Below are 15,725 nucleotides of genomic sequence, written 5' to 3'. Positions count from 1 at the left end.
CAGACGGGCCGAACGGCTCAGCCGATGCGGCGGTGCACGTCGTCGAACGTGGCCGGTCCGGTGCGCTGCGAGGCGATCCACGGCCCTTCCAGCGACGGGTCCACGATCCCCTCCTCCATGAACGTGTACCGGCCGTCGAGCACCCGCCGGGCCAGCCGTACGTCCTCGGCGTCGGTGTTCTCCCACAGCCGGTCGAACAGCGCCTCGGCCCGCGTCCGGGCCTGATGGCAGAAGGTGTCGGCCAGTTCGTACGGCTTGAGCCCGAACTCGGCTGAGTCCTCCTGCGCGCGCACGCAGACCGCGGTGATCGCGAGCAGTTCCGCGCCGATGTCCACGATCCGCGCCAGGAACCCCTGCCGGTGCTCCAGCCGTCCCTGCCACCGGGACATCCCGTAGAACGTCGACCTCGCCAGCTTGCGGCTGGTCCGCTCGACGTACCGCAGGTGCCGGGCCAGCGGGCCGAACTCCGCGTACGACGTGGGCATCTGGCCCGGGCCGGTGACCAGGCCCGGCAGCCACTTGGCGTAGAAGGCGCCGGCCCGGGTGGCCGCCCGGCCCTTGGCCCGCAGGTCGGACTTCGGGTCGATGAGTTCGCCCGCGACCGACAGGTGGGCGTCCACCGCCTCCCGGGCGATGAGCAGATGCATGATCTCGGTCGAGCCCTCGAAGATGCGGTTGATCCGCAGATCGCGCAGCATCTGCTCGACCGGCACGCCGCGCTCGCCGCGGGCGTGCAGCGACTCGGCGGTCTCGTAACCGCGGCCGCCCCGCATCTGCACCAGGTCGTCCATCACCCGCCAGCCCATCTCCGAGCCGTAGAGCTTGGCCAGCGCCGCCTCGATGCGGATGTCGTTGCGCTCGTCGTCGGCCAGCCGGCCGACCAGGTCGACCACCGACTCCATCGCGTACGCGGTGGCGGAGATGAAGGCGACCTTCCGGGCGACGGCCTCGTGCTCGCCGACGGGGCGTCCCCACTGGACCCGCGCCCGGCCCCACTCCCGGGCGATCTTGGTGGCCCACTTCGCCGCGCCGACGCAGGTGGCGGGCAGGGAAAGGCGTCCGGTGTTCAGCGTGGTCAGGGCGATCTTCAGGCCCTGGCCCTCGCGGCCGATGAGGTTCTCGGCGGGCACACGCACCTGGTGGAAGCGGGTCACGCCGTTCTCGATGCCGCGCAGCCCCATGAACGCGTTGCGGTGCTCGACGGTGATGCCGGGGGAGTCGGCCTCGACCACGAAGGCGGAGATCTTGGTGCCGGTCCGCGCCATCACGACCAGCAGGCCGGCCACGACGCCGTTGGTCGTCCACAGTTTGACGCCGTTGATCACATAGTCGTCGCCGTCCCGTATGGCGGTCGTCGACAGGCGGGCGGGGTCGGAGCCGACGTCCGGCTCGGTCAGCAGGAACGCCGAGATCTCCCCGCGCGCGCATCTGGGCAGGAAGCGCCGCTTCTGCTCCTCGGTGCCGAACAGCCGCAGCGGCTGCGGCACCCCGATGGACTGGTGCGCCGAGAGCAGCGCGCTCAGCGCGGGGGAGCACGAGGTCACGAGGGCCAGCGCCCGGCAGTAGTACAGGTGGCTCAGCCCCAGCCCGCCGTACTCCTCCTCGGTGGTCATCCCGAACGCGCCGATGGCCGCCAGGCCCTTGATCACCTCGTCCGGGATCACGGCGGTGCGCTCGATGAGCGCGGGATCGACCTTCTCCTGCAGGAACGTCCGCAGGACGCGCAGGAAGTGGTCTCCCTTCTTGATCTCCTCCTCGCTCAGGCGGGGAGCGGGGTGCACCAGGTCCAGCCGGAAGTCCCCGAGAAAGAGCTGCCTGCCGAAGCTCGGGCGGGTCCACTCCGTCTCGCGCGCCTGCTCGGCCACCTCCCTGGCCCTGGCGTAATCGGTCGTCATGGTCGACCTCCTCGGCGGTGAAGCGAGCTGTGCTCGTTAACTACCCGCCAGTAGCCTTTTGCACCACTGGGAGCCCGATATGTACGGCCGTGCCTCCGCCGGGGGAGGAGATGATCCGGCACCGGCCGCCGTGCGCCTCCACGATGGCCTTCACGATCGACAGGCCGAGCCCCGCGCCGCCCGACAGGTGGTCCTCTCCCCGCTGGAACCGGTCGAAGGCGCGCTCGGCCTGCTCCGGGCTCATGCCGGGGCCGGTGTCCGACACCTGGATCGTCACCGCGCCGGGGGCGCGCAGGATCCGTACGGTGGCCTTGGTGTCCTCGGGGGTGTGCGCCCGCACGTTGCCGAGCAGGTTGACCAGCACCTGGCGGATCCTGGCCTCGTCCACGACCGCGACCAGCGAGGACGGAGCGTCCACGGTCACCGGGTACGCCGGGTCGAGAGCGGCCGAGTCGGCCGCGACCTCCCGGGCCAACTGCGCCAGGTCGGTCTCGGCGAGCGCCAGGGCCGCGCCGCGGTCGAGCCGCGCGAGCTCCAGCATCTCGCCCACGAGGCGACCCATGCGGTTGGCCTCGGCCTCGATCCTTCCCATGATCTTCGGAAGGTCCCCGGACGGGATCGCCCCCGCGCGGTACAGCTCGGCGTACCCGGAGATGGTCGACAGCGGGGTGCGCAGCTCGTGGGAGGCGTCGGCGGCGAAGCGGCGCACCCGGTCCTCCGACGCCTGGCGGTCCCGGAAGGCGTCCGCGATCCGGTCGAGCATCAGGTTGATCGCGGCGCCGAGCCTGCCCACCTCCGACGACCCCTCGGGCATGCGGGCCGACAGGTCGCCTCCCTCGGCCACCAGGTGGGCGGTCCGCGCCATCTTGCCCAGTGGAGCCAGACCACCGGCGATCAGCAGCCGCCCGCCGGCGGCCAGCAGCAGGATCAGCACCCCGCCGGTCGCCAGTTCGCTGACGAGCAGGTGGCGCACCGGATCGTCGACCGCGTCCAGGGGCACCGCGACGACCATCAGCCGCAGGCCGCTCCGGGACAGCGCGGCCGCCGCGATCATCTCGTTCTCCCCGCCGGGATCGAGGTCGAAGGTGTCACCCTGCGCCGCGTACGCCAGCAGCCGGCTCCTGCCCAGCGCCTCGGCCAGCCCGGGGACCACCGCGGCGTTGTCGGCGTCGCCGCTGACCAGATGGGCCCTCCCGGCGGCCATGTCGTAGGCCGCGACGGCGTAGGTGGAGCCGGTGAGCGCCTGCGCCAGCGGGTCGTCCTCGACCACCCGCCGCGCCGCCGTGACCGTCGCCGCCTGCACCTGTCCCTCCAGGCGCGTTCGCAGGTGCCCGCGCAGGACCACGACGCTGGCGAGGGAGAGCACGACGAGCAGGACGGCGCTGACGCCGAGCAGCCCGGCGAGCAGCCGCGTCCGCAGCGACATCACGAACCCTGGGGCGGGCGGAGCGCGTACCCGATGCCGCGCTGGGTGTGGATCAGCGGCGGCCCGAGCGGGTCGAGCTTGCGCCGCAGGTAGGAGATGTAGGTTTCGAGCACCTGGGAGCTCCCGCCGTAGCCCCAGACCTCCTCCAGCAGGCGCCTCTTGGTCAGCACCAGCCCGGCGTTGGCCATCAGGAACGCCAGCAGGCGGAACTCGGTCGGCGACAGGTCCACCGGCACGCCGCCGCGGCGCACCTCCCACCGCGCCTCGTCGAGCTCCAGGTCGGCCACCCGGAGGGTCGGCCCCTGTCCCCGCTCGGCCGCGGCGGGCACGGTCGTACGGCGCAGCACCGCACGGATCCGGGCGACCAGCGCCTCGACGGAGAAGGGCTTGGTCACGTAGTCGTCCCCGCCGAGGCCCAGCCCGCGCACGGTGTCGGCGACCGCGTCGCGGGCGGTGAGGAAGATCACCGGGGGGTGGACGCCGTCCACGCGGATCCGCCGGCACACCTCGAAGCCGTCGATGTCGGGCAGCATGACGTCGAGGACGACCAGGTCGGGCTGGTCCCTGCCGACCTCGTCGATCGCGGCCGCCCCGGTGCCGACGGCCGTCACCGTGAAACCGTGGAACCGGAGCGCGACTTCCACGATGTCTCTGATGTTCGGCTCGTCCTCCACGACGAGGATCCTGGTTTCACTCATTGGGGACCCATTGTGCAGGTCTACGTCCTTGGTCGCATTTCGCCGGTCATGCCGAGACGCGAGCGACTTCCTTCAGGACGTGTGCGACTTATCGCGGGACGCGGGCGACGCAGAACACGGTCTGGCCGAACGGCGGGGTGACGAACCGCTCGATGAACCGGGTCACCGGCACCACGGTCCGGTCGTAGATCTTGACGAGCCGGGGGTCGGGGTAGCCCACGCCGCCCCGCCGTACGGCCGCCCACCAGGCGATGCCGCCGAGGAAGTTGATCGGCTTGAGCACCTCGACGCCGAGGCCGGCGTCGGTGACCGTCTTGCGGAGCGTGGCCGGGGTGTAGCGGGTGACGTGTCCCACCTTGCGGTCGAAGTCCCCGTAAAGCTGCATGTAGCCCGGCACCCAGATGACGATCCGGCCGCCGGGGGCGGTCACCCTGGCCAGGGACCGCAGCGCCTCGGCGTCCTCCTCGATGTGTTCGAGGACGTTCATCATCACGACAGTGTCGACCGGTTCGTCCAGCGGAATCCGCGTCGGCAGGCCGAACTGCAGCACCGACACGTCGTCGCGGTCGGCGAACCGCTTCCGCAGCTGCTCCACGCAGTAGGGATCGAAGTCGCTCACCACGAGCCGGTCGAGACGCGGCAGGAACTGCTCCGCGAAGTGCCCGAGCCCCGAACCGATCTCCAGCAACGACCGCCCGACGTGCGGCGCGACCATGTCGAACTCGTACTGCCGGTAGTTCTTGGCCTCGTCGCCGCCGAGGTGGTTCTCCAGAGCCTCGTCGCCGGCGGCCGGCTGGACTACTCGGTCATACCCAGACATAGAATCCTCGTTTGCAGCGCTGACGATCGTGGAAAGTGTAGTGCCCGTCCTATCGGCCGGTATCCGCTTCGCGCGGGGGTGGGCCGGGACACGCTTCGGGGTTCTCGACGGTCTTTTCCCCGTAGTTCGTGGACGGATCATCCGTCCCCCCATAGTCTTCACCTTCCCGACGCCCCCCGAGTGACATTTCCCCCCGATGGACGACGACGAGGCTGTGACCCGCGCGCTGGCCGGTGATCTCGGCGCCTACGAGGTGCTGGTCACCCGCTACAGCACGATCGCGCACCGTACGGCGAGCCTGCTCGGCGCGGGCGACGAGGCCGAGGACGTCGTCCAGGAGGCGTTCGTCAAGGCGTTCCGCCATCTGCGGAGCTTCCGCAGGGACGCGTCGTTCCGCCCGTGGTTCCTGCGGATCGTGGCCAACGTGACCCACGACCTCACCCGGTCGCGTGGCCGCCGCTCCGACCTCGCCGTACGGCTGGGCCGGGAGCGGGAGCCGTACGAGCCGGACGACCCGGAGAGCGCGGCGATGGGCGCGGACGGCAGGAGCCGCCTGTACGAGGCGGTGCGGCGGTTGCCCGACGGGGAACGCGAAGCGGTGGTGTGCCGGTACTTCCTGCAGTTGTCCGAGGCGGAGACGGCCGAGGTCCTCGGCGTACGGCTCGGCACGGTGAAGTCGCGGACGTTCCGGGCCCTGCGACGCCTGCGGGAGGAGGTGGGCCGTGAGCATCTCGGATGACGGCCGTCCCGGCGACCCCGACACCCCGGAGACGCCGGACGCCCCCGACGCCTCGGACGGCCCTGAGACGACGGAGCCGGCGGAGACGACCGTGGAAGCGCTGGAGGAGCGGCTGCGGGCGCTCGGAGAGCACCTGGGCGCTTCCGGGCCGCCTCCCGCCGACGTGGCGCTCGCCGTCCGGGCCCGGCTGGAGAACGACGACGCGCCGATCCTGCCCACTCGCCGGATCGGTTGGCGGCCCAGGTGGTGGCTCAGGCGGCCGTCGCCGCGCCTCGCGGCCGCCCTGGTGGCGGTGCTGGTGGCGGCCCTGCTCGGCGCGACCCCGCAGGGACGGGCCGCGGTGGTGTCGGTGCTCCGGTTCGCCGGGGTGGAGATCCACGTCGGCGGCGCAGGGCCGCTGCCGACGGGACTGCCCGGCCCGCTCCCCGGCGAGCGCCGGGTCACGCTGGCCGAGGCGCGGCGGGCCGTGCGGTTCCCCGTCGCCGTGCCGTCCGCGCTGGGCGAACCGGCCGACGTCCGCGTGGCCGACGGCGGCCGCGTCGTGACGCTGCTGTGGCCGGGCATCCGGCTCGACGAGTACGACGGGACGCTGACCGTCGTCTGGCACAAGGAACTGGGCGAGCCGTGGCCGGAGCAGGTGAGCGCGGTCGGCGGCTGGTGGATCTCCCGGAACCACGGGGTGTCGTACGTCTCGGCGGAGGGCCGGGCGCGGGAGGAGCGGGTGGCCGGGCCCACGCTCATCTGGCAGCACGGCCTGGTCGGGCTGCGCCTTGAGGGCCCCGGCCGCGACGAGGCCGTACGGATCGCCTCCTCCGTCCGCTGAAGCGGAACACGCGGGGGAGCAGCGGAGGGGCCGGCTATCGGCCGCCGCCGCGCTGCACCTGCCGCGACGGCCCGTCGCGCTCCGCTCCCGGCGCGGCTCCCAAGGCGGCGACCTCGCGCGCCAGCCGGTCACGATCCTCTCGTACGGCCGTGAGCCGGGCGCGCAGCCGGTCGGCGCGGCGGCGTGACAGGTGCGGCTCGGGCGTGGACTCGCCCCGCCACAGGCGCAGCGTCGCGTCGTTGCCGCCGGTGGCCAGCAGGTGACCGTCGGGGTGGAAGGCCAGCGCGCGGACGGCGCCGCTGTGGGAGAAGGGCTCGCCGACCGGCCGGTGAGCGGACACATCCCACAGCCGCACGTCCCCGTCCTCCAGCCCGGCGGTGGCGAGCAGCCGGCCGTCGGGGTGGAAGGCCGGTTCGGAGACGAAGCCGATGTGTCCCATGAGCGGGGAGCAGACCGGTTCGCCCGTCATCACATCCCACAGCCGCACGGTCGCGTCGTTGCCGGTGGACACGAGCAGATGACCGTCCGGATGGAAGACCACCCCGGTGACCTCGCTCTTGTGCCCGACCAGAGGTCCGCCGACCGGTTCGCCGGTGATCACATCGAACAGCCGTACGGTCGCGTCGTTGCCCGCGGTCGCCAGCAGCCGGCCCTCCGGGTGGAAGGTCAGAGACCGGATGGCGAAGACCGGATGTCTGTGGCCCGTACGGACGTCGCCGGCGGGTCTGCCGGTGGTCACGTCCCACAGCCGCACGGTGTCGTCGCCTCCGCCGACGGCGATCAGTCGGCCGCCGGGGTGGAAAGCAACGGTCCGGTGGCCCGCGGAGTGGAGGGTCAGGGGGGCGCCGACCGGTTCGCCGGTGGTCACGTCCCACAGACGCAGCGCCGCGTCGCCCGCGGCCGCGAGAAGGTGTCCGTCCGGGTGGAAGGCCAGCTCGTGGACCCAGCCGTTGCGAGCGGTGAGGGGGTCGCCGACCGGTTCGCCGGTGGCCACGTCCCACAGTCGCACCGTCGCGTTCCTGCCCTCGGTGCGCGTGGCCAGGAGACGGCCGTCGGGATGGAACGCCACGCCGCCGATCGCTTCGGTATGAGGGAATGCGGTGCCGGTGGGCCGGTATGGCCCTCCGAGTCGCGCCGGGGCGCTCGTGCCCGCCGCTGCCGAGTCCGCTTCGTCGGCGGCGAGCCACAGGGCCTGGTACGCCTCCGGGTCGCCGTCCAGAGCCTCGACGACGAGTTCGAGCTGGCCGAGGCGCGGCAGCTTCCGGCAGTGGATCACCATGCCGACCGTGGTGTGGCTGAGCGCCTGGCCGGTCAGCCTGGCCAGCTCGCGGTAGCTGGGCCTGCCCCGGCGCCGGTACAGCTCCTGTAACCGGTCGCGCAGCGCGGCCAGCGCCTCCTCACCGGAGGTGGGTGACGAGTTCTCGGACATCGTGGACCGAGCATCCCAGACCATCGCACAACACACGGCGTTTCGCGTGACGCCACCGCCGCAGGACGTACGGCGCCTGTCAGGGGGCGTACGACTTCGTCCGGTGGTGTCAAAGATCGGCCGTAACCGTCAACGGGCCTCCGGCGTCTTTCACCCTGGGATCACCGCCGGATCACCGGCGGCCGGCTGTCGCCGTGCGGGCCCGCGGGATGACCGCTGGTCCCGGCGGCGCACGCCGCCTACGCGAAGGGATACACCCATGACGATCCTGTCCCAGCTGGCCGCCATCGGCGTCGCCGGCCTGTCGCTGCCGGCCGCTCTCACGGTGGTCTACCTGTTCTCCGCCGACTCCGCCCGCCGTGCCCGGGCCATGCGCGTGCTGCGACTGCTGCTGCGGCGCTGATGCCTCGGGCCGGATGGGGGAGATCAGGCGGGAGCGGCGAGCCAGGCGTCGATCTCGGCCAGGAGTTCCTTCCGGACCGGTTCGGGGGCGGCCGACGACCGGATGGACTGCCGGGCGAGCTCGGCGACCTCCGCGTCGGCGAAGCCGTACACCTCCCTGGCGAGCTCGTACTGCGGCAGCAGCCGGGCGCCGAACAGCAGCGGGTCGTCGGCGCCGAGCGCGATCGGCACTCCCGCCTCGAACAGCCGCCGCAGCGGCACGTCCTCGGGCCGCTCGGCGACCCCCAGCCCGACGTTCGACAGCGGGCACACCTCACAGGTGATCTGCCGGTCGGCCAGCCGTTCCATCAGCCGGGGCGACTCGGCCGCGCGCACCCCGTGCCCGATCCGGTCGGCGGCCAGCTCGTCGAGGCACTCGGCGACGCTCGCCGCCCCCAGCAGTTCGCCCCCGTGCGGTACGGCGAGCAGGCCCCCGCGCCTGGCGATGCGGAAGGCGTGCTCGAAGTCCCTGGCCCGGCCCCGCCGCTCGTCGTTGGACAGCCCGAAGCCCACCACGCCCCGGCCCTCGTACCGCACCGCGAGCCGGGCCAGCGTCCTGGCGTCGAGCATGTGCCGGGTACGGTTGGCGGCCACGATCACCGCCATCCCGATCCCCGCCGCCCGCGCCGCCTTCTCCGTCGCGTCGAGCATCAGCTCCAGGGTCTCGGTCAGCCCGCCGAAACGCTGCGCGTACCCGGACGGGTCGACCTGGATCTCCAGCCAGCGAGAGCCTTCCCTGGCCTCGTCCTCGGCGGCCTCGCGCAGCAGCCGGTACACGTCCTCCGGGCGGCGCAGCACGGACCGCGCGATGTCGTACAGCCGCTGGAACCGGAACCAGCCCCGCTCGTCGGTCGCCCGCAGTTTCGGCGGCCAGTCCTGCACCAGCGCGTCGGGCAGGTGGACGCCTTGATCCCGGGCGAGCTCGATGAGCGTCGAGTGCCGCATCGAGCCGGTGAAGTGCAGATGCAGGTGTGCCTTGGGGAGCGTTTCGAGTGGGCGTGCCATCTCCATATCCTGCCGTATCCGCTCTCAACCCGCCGCCGGGCTCGCGCGTTGTGGACGGGAGAAAGGGGAGCTCATGACCGATGAAGACGAGGCGGCCTTCGACGAGTTCCTGGCCGCGCGCAGCACCGCCCTCCTGCGCACCGCGATCCTCGTCTGCGGCGCCTCCGCCACCGACGCCGAGGACATGGTCCAGAGCGCGCTGGAGAAGGTCTACCGCCACTGGCCGCGCATCCGTCACGACAACCCGGAGGCGTACGCGCGACGGGTCGTGGTGAACGGCGCGATCAGCAGGGCCAGGCGGCGCAGGGTGATCAAGGAGATCACCTTCGCCCAGCCGCCGGAGACGCCGGTGGAGTCGCCCGACCTCGGCCTGCGGGACGTGCTGGTCGCCGAACTCAGGAAACTGCCGGCCCGGATGCGGGCCGTACTGGTCCTCCGCTACTGGGAGGACCTGTCGGAGGCCGAGACCGCCGCGCTGCTCGGCTGCTCGGTCGGCACCGTCAAGAGCCAGGCCGCCCGCGGCCTCGCCCGCGTGCGGGCACGAATGGAGAACCTGGAAGGAGTGTCGGCATGAACGTCGAGGAGGCGCTGAGGGACGCGATGGCCGCGCGCGTCGCCGGTGTGCACGCGCCGCCGTCCCTGGGCCAGGCGGTGCGGCGGCGCAGCCGTCGTGCCGCCGTCCGGTTTCGTACGGCGGGAGCCGCCGTGCTCACCGCGGCGGTCGCGGTGGGGGTGCCCGTGGCGCTGACCGCCCAGCCCGGCACCGATCCCGTCGCCGGCGGCCTCGCCGGACCGGGGAGCGGGGCCGGCGTCACCACCAAGAAGACGGCGGCCCCGGCCGAGACCGGCTCCGGTGACACGGTCGCCGTGCCCGAGGGCGTCGTCCCCGACGTGGTTGGCAAGAGCGCCGAGGACGTCATGACCCTCTTGGACGACGCCGGATACACGGTGCGGATCGTGAAGGTCGTCACCGGCGACGCCCCGGAGGGGACGGTCATCGCGCAGACGCCGTCCCCCGGGACGACCGCGCCCGCCGGGGCGGCGGTCATGATCACCATCGCGACGACGGTCGTCTCGACGTCCGACACCGCGCCGGACGCGCAGACCTCGTGGACGCCGCAGGACCTCGGCGACCTCGGGGACGGCCGGACCCTCGGCGGCGTCCACGTCGGTTACCTGCCCAAGGACCTCGAATGGGGCAAGTGGTCCGGCAAGGACGGGTTCGGCACCGAGAGTTACACCACGAGCTGGGTGGAGCCGGGGCTTGAGCCCGGCGTGTACAGCGTCCAGATGATCGTCTACCGGAAGGCGGCGGCGAGCCTGTTCGCGAAGCGGCTGAGAGGCTACGCCGGGCAGGGCGCCAAGCCGGTCGACGTCGACGGAAAGAAGGCGTACCTGATCAGCCTGTCGGAGGGCGGCGACGAGATCAATGACGGGGGCACCCGGACGATCACGTGGACCCTCGCTCCCGGCGTCGGGATCGAGGTGATGATGAGCCCCGACTACGAGGCGAAGATCGGCCGGGCCGCGGCCGACCGGGAACTGCGGAAGATCGCCGCCGGCGTCGCTCTCGACCGCTGACACTCCGCCCCGCGACGCCTCCGGCCGGCTCTCCGAACCGGAGGCGTGGCCCACCCCCGACTGGGTCGTCGTCGCACCATGACGTGGGTCGAATTTGTACTCAGAGCCGGGGGAGATTGGTACTCAGCACTGGGTCAAATTGGTAACGTGCCTGCGTGAGCCGTGATTCCTACATCCCGCGCATGGTGGATCCGATCATCGATGAACTCTTTCGGACGCTACCCGCGATCATGCTGGTCGGCCCGCGGGCCACGGGCAAGACCACCACGGCCGTCCGGCACGTCGAAACCGTGGTGCGGCTCGACCGGGACAGGGAGAACGCCGCCTTCCTCGCCGATCCGGATGCGGCCCTGGGACGGCTTGCGGAGCCGGTCCTGCTGGACGAGTGGCAGATCGTGCCGGACGTGCTCGGAGCGGTGAAGCGTGCGGTGGACGGCGACCACCGCCCGGGCCGATTCATCCTCACAGGCTCCGTATGGTCCGACTTCGGCGGCCGGACCTGGCCCGGCACGGGACGGGTGGTCCGCATCGACATGATGGGACTCGCGGTCAAGGAGCTTGAGCGCAACACGAGGAGACCCGCTTTCGCCGATCTGCTCGCGCAGGGACGGGTGCGGGAACTCGCCACACCGGCGCAGCCGCCCGATCTGGCCGACTATGTGGATCTGGCGTTGCGCAGCGGCTTCCCCGAGGCTCAGTGGATGCCGCCTTCGGTGCGGGCCCGGTGGCTGGACAGCTACATCGAGCAGACCTTGACGCGGGACATCGAGACACTCGACGGACGGCGCGACCCGGTCCGTCTCCGGGCGTACATGGAGGCGCTGGCTCTGAACACCGCCGGTGTGGTCACGGACAAGACGCTCTATGACGCGGCCGCCGTGAACGCCCGTACGGGAGAGGCGTATGAGCGCCTCCTCCGCGATCTCCTGGTCGCCGACAAGGTTCCCGCCTGGTTCAGCAATCGCCTGAAGCGGTTGATCCGCGGGTCCAAGCGCTATCTCGTCGACCCTGCACTGGTCGCGGCCCTGCTGCGGGTGGACGAACGAGCGATCCTCCGCGACGGCGATCTGCTCGGCCGGTTGCTCGACACCTTCGTGGTTCAGCAACTGCGCGCGGAGGCGCCGGTCTGCGACAGCCGGCCCCGCATCTACCATCTGCGGCAGGACCAGGGACGGCACGAGGTCGACATCATCCTGGAGCTCGGCATGGGACGAGTGATCGGGATCGAGGTGAAGGCCGCCGCCACTCCGCGGCACGACGACGCGAAGCACCTGCGGTGGTTGCGGGACGAACTGGGCGATCGCTTCGTGGCCGGTGTCGTGCTGCACACCGGTCCGCGTGTCATCGAACTGGACGAGAGAATCGTCGCGGCGCCCATCTGCGTCCTCTGGTCCTGAACGCGGCCACGGCGGTTCGGCCGCAACCCGTCGTTTCACCTTGTCGCAGGCATGGCGAAGGCCCGGTCCCGCGTGGGGGCCGGGCCTTCGTGCCGGGTGGGCGAAGTGCTAGTGCGCCTCGGACAGGAGCTTGGCCAGCCGGCTGACGCCCTCGGCCAGGTCGTCGTCGCCCAGGGCGTAGGAGAGACGGAAGTAGCCCGGGGTGCCGAAGGCCTCACCGGGCACCAGCGCGACCTCGGCCTCCTCCAGGATGAGCTCGGCCAGCTCGGCCGACGACGCCGGGCGCCTGCCGCGGATCTCCTTGCCGAGCAGCGCCTTCACCGACGGGTACGCGTAGAACGCGCCGAACGGCTCGGGGCAGACCACGCCGGGGATCTCGTTGAGCATCCGGACCATCGTCTGGCGGCGCCGGTCGAAGGCCGTGCGCATCTCGGCGACGGCCGACAGGTCGCCGGAGACCGCGGCGAGCGCGGCGGCCTGCGCGACGTTGGAGACGTTCGAGGTGGCGTGGGACTGCAGGTTGGTGGCCGCCTTGACCACGTCGGACGGGCCGATCAGCCAGCCCACCCGCCAGCCGGTCATCGCGTACGTCTTGGCCACGCCGTTCAGCACGACGACCCGGTCGCGCAGCTCCGGCACGGCGGTGGCGATGCTGGAGAACTCCGTCCCGCCGTAGACCAGGTGCTCGTAGATCTCGTCGGTGACGACCCACAGGCCCTTGTCCAGCGCCCAGCGGCCGATCTCCTCGACCTGGGCGGGGGAGTAGACGGCCCCCGTCGGGTTGGACGGCGACACGAACAGCAGCGCCTTCGTGCGGTCGGTCAGCTTCTCCTCGAACTGTTCGACCGAGGCGAGGTAGCCGGTCGTCTCGTCGGTGACCACGTCGACCTGGACGCCGCCCGCGAGCTTGATCGCCTCCGGGTACGTCGTCCAGTACGGCGCCACGACCAGCACCTCGTCACCGGGGTCGAGCAGGGTGGCGAACGCCTCGTAGACCGCCTGCTTGCCGCCGTTCGTCACCAGGACCTGGGCGGCCTCGACCCGGAACCCGCTGTCACGCAGTGTCTTGTCGGCGATCGCCTGCCGGAGCTCGGGCAGGCCCCCGGCGGGCGTGTACTTGTGGAACCTGGGGTTCCGGCACGCCTCGACGGCCGCCTCGACGATGTAGCCGGGAGTGGGGAAATCGGGCTCGCCGGCGCCGAAGCCGATGACCGGCCGACCGGCCGCCTTCATCGCCTTGGCCTTGGCGTCCACGGCCAGAGTCGCGGACTCGGAGATCGCGGATATGCGTGCGGAGATGCGAGGTCGGGTCATGCCTCCATCGTTCCAGACGCGCCGCGCGGTTTCGCATCCATATCCGGCCCGCGGGCGGGTCCGCACGGTAACTTTGGGTCCGAACCGGAGCGCTGCCGGGGCGTCTCCGGACGGCGTGCGAGCGTTCTGGTTCGACGGAGTGGTGATTCCCGCGTACACTTCACCGACTAGTGGGCCACGTGAGCAACGGACGGATGCGTCAACGCGTTTCTCGGGTATCGTGGTGCACGGCCTAGGGCACTAGCGCAATTGGTAGCGCACCGGTCTCCAAAACCGGCGGTTGGGGGTTCGAGTCCCTCGTGCCCTGCGGAGTGCGGTCCGCGCAACAATGGCGTGAAAGCGCGCCGCAAGCTGCGACGGACACGACGGATCAGGTGAGGACTGTGGCGATCGACACCCGCGGCGAGACCGCTGGAAAGCCCGGTAAGCCAACCGGCGAGAAGAAGGCAAGGCGTACCTCGCCCGCTCTGTTCTACCGGCAGGTCGTCGCCGAGTTGCGTAAGGTCATCTGGCCGAGGCGCACTGAGCTGATCTCTTACACGGTGGTCGTCCTGGTCTTCGTCGTGATTATGGTTGCGCTCGTTTTCGGGATCGACACCGTGCTGGGTAAGGCTGTGCTGTGGGTCTTCGGCGGATCCTGATCCGGCCCGAGACGTCGTAGCACGTCCACGACACCAAGCGAAGAAGGAAGAGTCCCGTGTCCGAGTCCCCGATGCCGGCCGACCGCTCCCATGACGAGCATGACGAGTGGGGCACCGAGCAGGACGAGGCCGTAGAAGAGGTCGAGGAGACCACGGCCGCCGACTCTGACGGCGGTGACGGCGGCGAAGACTCGGCCGAGGCCGCCGCACAGGTCGACGAGGACGGCGACGTCCTCCCCGATGTCGACCCGGTCGAGGAGTTCAAGCGCCAGCTTCGCGGTCAGTTCGGCGAGTGGTACGTCATCCACTCCTACGCCGGTTACGAGAACCGCGTGAAGCAGAACATCGAGAGCCGTATCGGGTCCCTCAACATGGAGGACTTCATCTTCCAGGTCGAGGTGCCGACCCACACGATCACCGAGTTCAAGGGCGGCAAGAAGACTCCGATCAAGGAGCGGGTGCTTCCCGGTTACGTGCTGGTCCGGATGGAGCTGTCCGACGAGTCCTGGGCCGCCGTGCGCAACACGCCCGGTGTGACCGGCTTCGTCGGGCTGTCCAACAAGCCGAGCCCGCTGAACCTCGACGAGGTCGCCAAGCTGCTCGCCCCGGAGCCGTCCGAGGAAGTCAAGAAGGCCGCGGCCAAGACGACCACCGCGACCGTCGACTTCGAGGTCGGCGAGTCGGTCACCGTCATGGACGGGCCGTTCGCCACGCTTCCGGCCACGGTGAGCGAGATCAGTGCCGAGTCGCAGAAGCTCAAGGTCCTCGTCTCCATCTTCGGCCGGGAGACCCCGGTTGAGCTGTCGTTCAACCAGGTCTCGAAGATCTGACCGGCTCGCGTAGACTCGATAGCCGTCCTCACGCACGCCGTGTTCCGGCGTGCCGTGAGGCTTTTGTAGGACCAAGGACCCGGAGAAGGACTAATGCCTCCAAAGAAGAAAGTCGCGGCCCTGGTGAAGGTCCAGCTTCCCGCTGGCCAGGCCACCCCCGCGCCGCCGGTCGGTACCGCGCTCGGTCCGCACGGCGTCAACATCATGGACTTCGTCAAGCAGTACAACGCGGCGACGGAGTCCCAGCGGGGCAACATCATCCCCGTTGAGATCACCATCTTCGAAGACCGCAGCTTCACCTTCATCACGAAGACGCCGCCGGCGCCCGAGCTGATCAAGAAGGCCGCCGGTCTGCAGAAGGGCAGCGCGAACCCGCACAAGGACAAGGTGGGCAAGCTGACCCGCGAGCAGCTTCGCCAGATCGCCGAGACCAAGATGCAGGACCTCAACGCCAACGACGTCGAGGCCGCCGAGAAGATCATCGCCGGCACCGCCCGCTCCATGGGCATCACCATCGCCGAGTAGCCCGCGAGGGGCGCGGCCGCGTCTGGACTGAGGAGCGCGCGGAGCGAGGAACGAGCGAGCACGCACCGAGGGAAGCGCCTATCGCGTGCCTCCAGCACGACCGAGACTGCGGGCGCCCCGAGCCGCCTCGCCGGAGGCGAGGCAATCAAACGCTGTGGGAG

Annotated in this window: 16 protein-coding genes and 1 tRNA gene; 10 read left to right on the top strand and 7 right to left on the bottom strand. The window is 71.0% G+C overall.

From position 1 onward, the window contains the following. Window positions 1-17 precede the first annotated feature (17 nt). The 4 genes from HHX33_RS08595 to HHX33_RS08580 all read right to left on the bottom strand — a co-directional run bounded on the left by HHX33_RS08595 (window position 18) and on the right by HHX33_RS08580 (window position 4,839). Window positions 18-1,895, bottom strand: a complete 1,878-nt coding sequence (locus tag HHX33_RS08595) for an acyl-CoA dehydrogenase family protein (protein WP_182874099.1) — start codon at window positions 1,893-1,895, stop codon at window positions 18-20. Window positions 1,896-1,935: 40 nt separating this feature from the next. Continuing rightward, window positions 1,936-3,321, bottom strand: coding sequence for a sensor histidine kinase (locus HHX33_RS08590; RefSeq protein ID WP_182874098.1), 1,386 nt, complete (start codon window positions 3,319-3,321; stop codon window positions 1,936-1,938). Continuing rightward, complete coding sequence (locus HHX33_RS08585; RefSeq protein ID WP_111699932.1) at window positions 3,321-4,019, bottom strand: response regulator transcription factor; 699 nt, start codon at window positions 4,017-4,019, stop codon at window positions 3,321-3,323. The genes HHX33_RS08590 and HHX33_RS08585 overlap by 1 nt, the downstream gene beginning before the upstream one ends. Window positions 4,020-4,107: 88 nt before the next feature. Beyond that, entirely contained in the window at window positions 4,108-4,839 is a 732-nt protein-coding gene (locus tag HHX33_RS08580) for a class I SAM-dependent methyltransferase (RefSeq protein ID WP_111699931.1), read from the bottom strand. A gap of 196 nt (window positions 4,840-5,035) precedes the next feature. Here HHX33_RS08580 and HHX33_RS08575 point away from each other — a divergent pair, with 196 nt between their 5' ends. Further along, entirely contained in the window at window positions 5,036-5,578 is a 543-nt protein-coding gene (locus HHX33_RS08575) for an RNA polymerase sigma factor (protein WP_182874097.1), read from the top strand. Next, window positions 5,562-6,401 (top strand): hypothetical protein, encoded by an 840-nt coding sequence (locus HHX33_RS08570; RefSeq protein WP_182874096.1) that lies wholly within the window; start codon window positions 5,562-5,564, stop codon window positions 6,399-6,401. The genes HHX33_RS08575 and HHX33_RS08570 overlap by 17 nt, the downstream gene beginning before the upstream one ends. Before the next feature lie 34 nt (window positions 6,402-6,435). Here HHX33_RS08570 and HHX33_RS08565 read toward each other — a convergent pair whose 3' ends face one another. After that, window positions 6,436-7,830 (bottom strand): WD40 repeat domain-containing protein, encoded by a 1,395-nt coding sequence (locus HHX33_RS08565; protein ID WP_182874095.1) that lies wholly within the window; start codon window positions 7,828-7,830, stop codon window positions 6,436-6,438. 259 nt (window positions 7,831-8,089) lie between these two features. Here HHX33_RS08565 and HHX33_RS08560 point away from each other — a divergent pair, with 259 nt between their 5' ends. Further along, window positions 8,090-8,233 (top strand): hypothetical protein, encoded by a 144-nt coding sequence (locus HHX33_RS08560; RefSeq protein ID WP_182874094.1) that lies wholly within the window; start codon window positions 8,090-8,092, stop codon window positions 8,231-8,233. A 23-nt stretch (window positions 8,234-8,256) separates the two neighbouring features. Here the strand turns inward: HHX33_RS08560 and HHX33_RS08555 are convergent, their stop codons facing one another. Then, the gene (locus HHX33_RS08555) at window positions 8,257-9,276 is read right to left on the bottom strand and encodes an adenosine deaminase (protein ID WP_182874093.1); all 1,020 of its coding nucleotides are present in this window, start codon (window positions 9,274-9,276) and stop codon (window positions 8,257-8,259) included. Window positions 9,277-9,349: 73 nt separating this feature from the next. Between HHX33_RS08555 and HHX33_RS08550 the strand changes: the two genes are divergently transcribed. The 3 genes from HHX33_RS08550 (at window position 9,350) to HHX33_RS08540 (ending at window position 12,254) form a co-directional block, all read left to right on the top strand. Beyond that, complete coding sequence (locus HHX33_RS08550; protein WP_111699927.1) at window positions 9,350-9,850, top strand: SigE family RNA polymerase sigma factor; 501 nt, start codon at window positions 9,350-9,352, stop codon at window positions 9,848-9,850. After that, the gene (locus HHX33_RS08545) at window positions 9,847-10,857 is read left to right on the top strand and encodes a PASTA domain-containing protein (RefSeq protein ID WP_182874092.1); all 1,011 of its coding nucleotides are present in this window, start codon (window positions 9,847-9,849) and stop codon (window positions 10,855-10,857) included. The genes HHX33_RS08550 and HHX33_RS08545 overlap by 4 nt, the downstream gene beginning before the upstream one ends. 155 nt (window positions 10,858-11,012) lie before the next feature. After that, entirely contained in the window at window positions 11,013-12,254 is a 1,242-nt protein-coding gene (locus HHX33_RS08540) for an ATP-binding protein (protein ID WP_220501617.1), read from the top strand. A gap of 108 nt (window positions 12,255-12,362) precedes the next feature. Here the strand turns inward: HHX33_RS08540 and HHX33_RS08535 are convergent, their stop codons facing one another. Then, window positions 12,363-13,568, bottom strand: a complete 1,206-nt coding sequence (locus HHX33_RS08535; RefSeq protein ID WP_111699924.1) for a pyridoxal phosphate-dependent aminotransferase — start codon at window positions 13,566-13,568, stop codon at window positions 12,363-12,365. Window positions 13,569-13,802: 234 nt separating this feature from the next. On the opposite strand from HHX33_RS08535, the gene HHX33_RS08530 reads away from it, so the two are divergent. The 4 genes from HHX33_RS08530 (at window position 13,803) to rplK (ending at window position 15,564) form a co-directional block, all read left to right on the top strand. After that, window positions 13,803-13,875: transfer RNA gene (locus HHX33_RS08530), tRNA-Trp, on the top strand. 76 nt (window positions 13,876-13,951) lie between these two features. After that, window positions 13,952-14,209 carry a preprotein translocase subunit SecE gene (secE, locus tag HHX33_RS08525; RefSeq protein ID WP_111699923.1) on the top strand — a complete coding sequence of 86 codons (258 nt, stop codon included), beginning with the start codon at window positions 13,952-13,954 and terminating at the stop codon, window positions 14,207-14,209. Window positions 14,210-14,265: 56 nt separating this feature from the next. Then, window positions 14,266-15,039: a transcription termination/antitermination protein NusG gene (nusG, locus tag HHX33_RS08520; RefSeq protein ID WP_111699922.1), complete on the top strand. Its 774-nt coding sequence runs from the start codon at window positions 14,266-14,268 to the stop codon at window positions 15,037-15,039. Window positions 15,040-15,132: 93 nt separating this feature from the next. Beyond that, window positions 15,133-15,564: a 50S ribosomal protein L11 gene (gene rplK, locus HHX33_RS08515; RefSeq protein ID WP_182874091.1), complete on the top strand. Its 432-nt coding sequence runs from the start codon at window positions 15,133-15,135 to the stop codon at window positions 15,562-15,564. Window positions 15,565-15,725 lie beyond the last annotated feature (161 nt).

The organism is Microbispora sp. H10670 (assembly GCF_014161385.1).
Classification (GTDB): domain Bacteria; phylum Actinomycetota; class Actinomycetes; order Streptosporangiales; family Streptosporangiaceae; genus Microbispora; species Microbispora triticiradicis.
This window is presented reverse-complemented; position numbering and strand designations above follow the sequence as displayed.

Excerpts from the sequence above, each read along its gene's own strand:
- HHX33_RS08595 (WP_182874099.1), bottom strand. The coding sequence starts at position 1,895 with ATGACGACCGATTACGCCAGGGCCAGGGAGGTGGCCGAGCAGGCGCGC.
- HHX33_RS08590 (WP_182874098.1), bottom strand. The coding sequence starts at position 3,321 with ATGTCGCTGCGGACGCGGCTGCTCGCCGGGCTGCTCGGCGTCAGCGCC.
- HHX33_RS08585 (WP_111699932.1), bottom strand. The coding sequence starts at position 4,019 with ATGAGTGAAACCAGGATCCTCGTCGTGGAGGACGAGCCGAACATCAGA.
- HHX33_RS08580 (WP_111699931.1), bottom strand. The coding sequence starts at position 4,839 with ATGTCTGGGTATGACCGAGTAGTCCAGCCGGCCGCCGGCGACGAGGCT.
- HHX33_RS08575 (WP_182874097.1), top strand. The coding sequence starts at position 5,036 with ATGGACGACGACGAGGCTGTGACCCGCGCGCTGGCCGGTGATCTCGGC.
- HHX33_RS08565 (WP_182874095.1), bottom strand. The coding sequence starts at position 7,830 with ATGTCCGAGAACTCGTCACCCACCTCCGGTGAGGAGGCGCTGGCCGCG.
- HHX33_RS08560 (WP_182874094.1), top strand. The coding sequence starts at position 8,090 with ATGACGATCCTGTCCCAGCTGGCCGCCATCGGCGTCGCCGGCCTGTCG.
- HHX33_RS08555 (WP_182874093.1), bottom strand. The coding sequence starts at position 9,276 with ATGGCACGCCCACTCGAAACGCTCCCCAAGGCACACCTGCATCTGCAC.
- HHX33_RS08550 (WP_111699927.1), top strand. The coding sequence starts at position 9,350 with ATGACCGATGAAGACGAGGCGGCCTTCGACGAGTTCCTGGCCGCGCGC.
- HHX33_RS08545 (WP_182874092.1), top strand. The coding sequence starts at position 9,847 with ATGAACGTCGAGGAGGCGCTGAGGGACGCGATGGCCGCGCGCGTCGCC.
- HHX33_RS08535 (WP_111699924.1), bottom strand. The coding sequence starts at position 13,568 with ATGACCCGACCTCGCATCTCCGCACGCATATCCGCGATCTCCGAGTCC.
- rplK (WP_182874091.1), top strand. The coding sequence starts at position 15,133 with ATGCCTCCAAAGAAGAAAGTCGCGGCCCTGGTGAAGGTCCAGCTTCCC.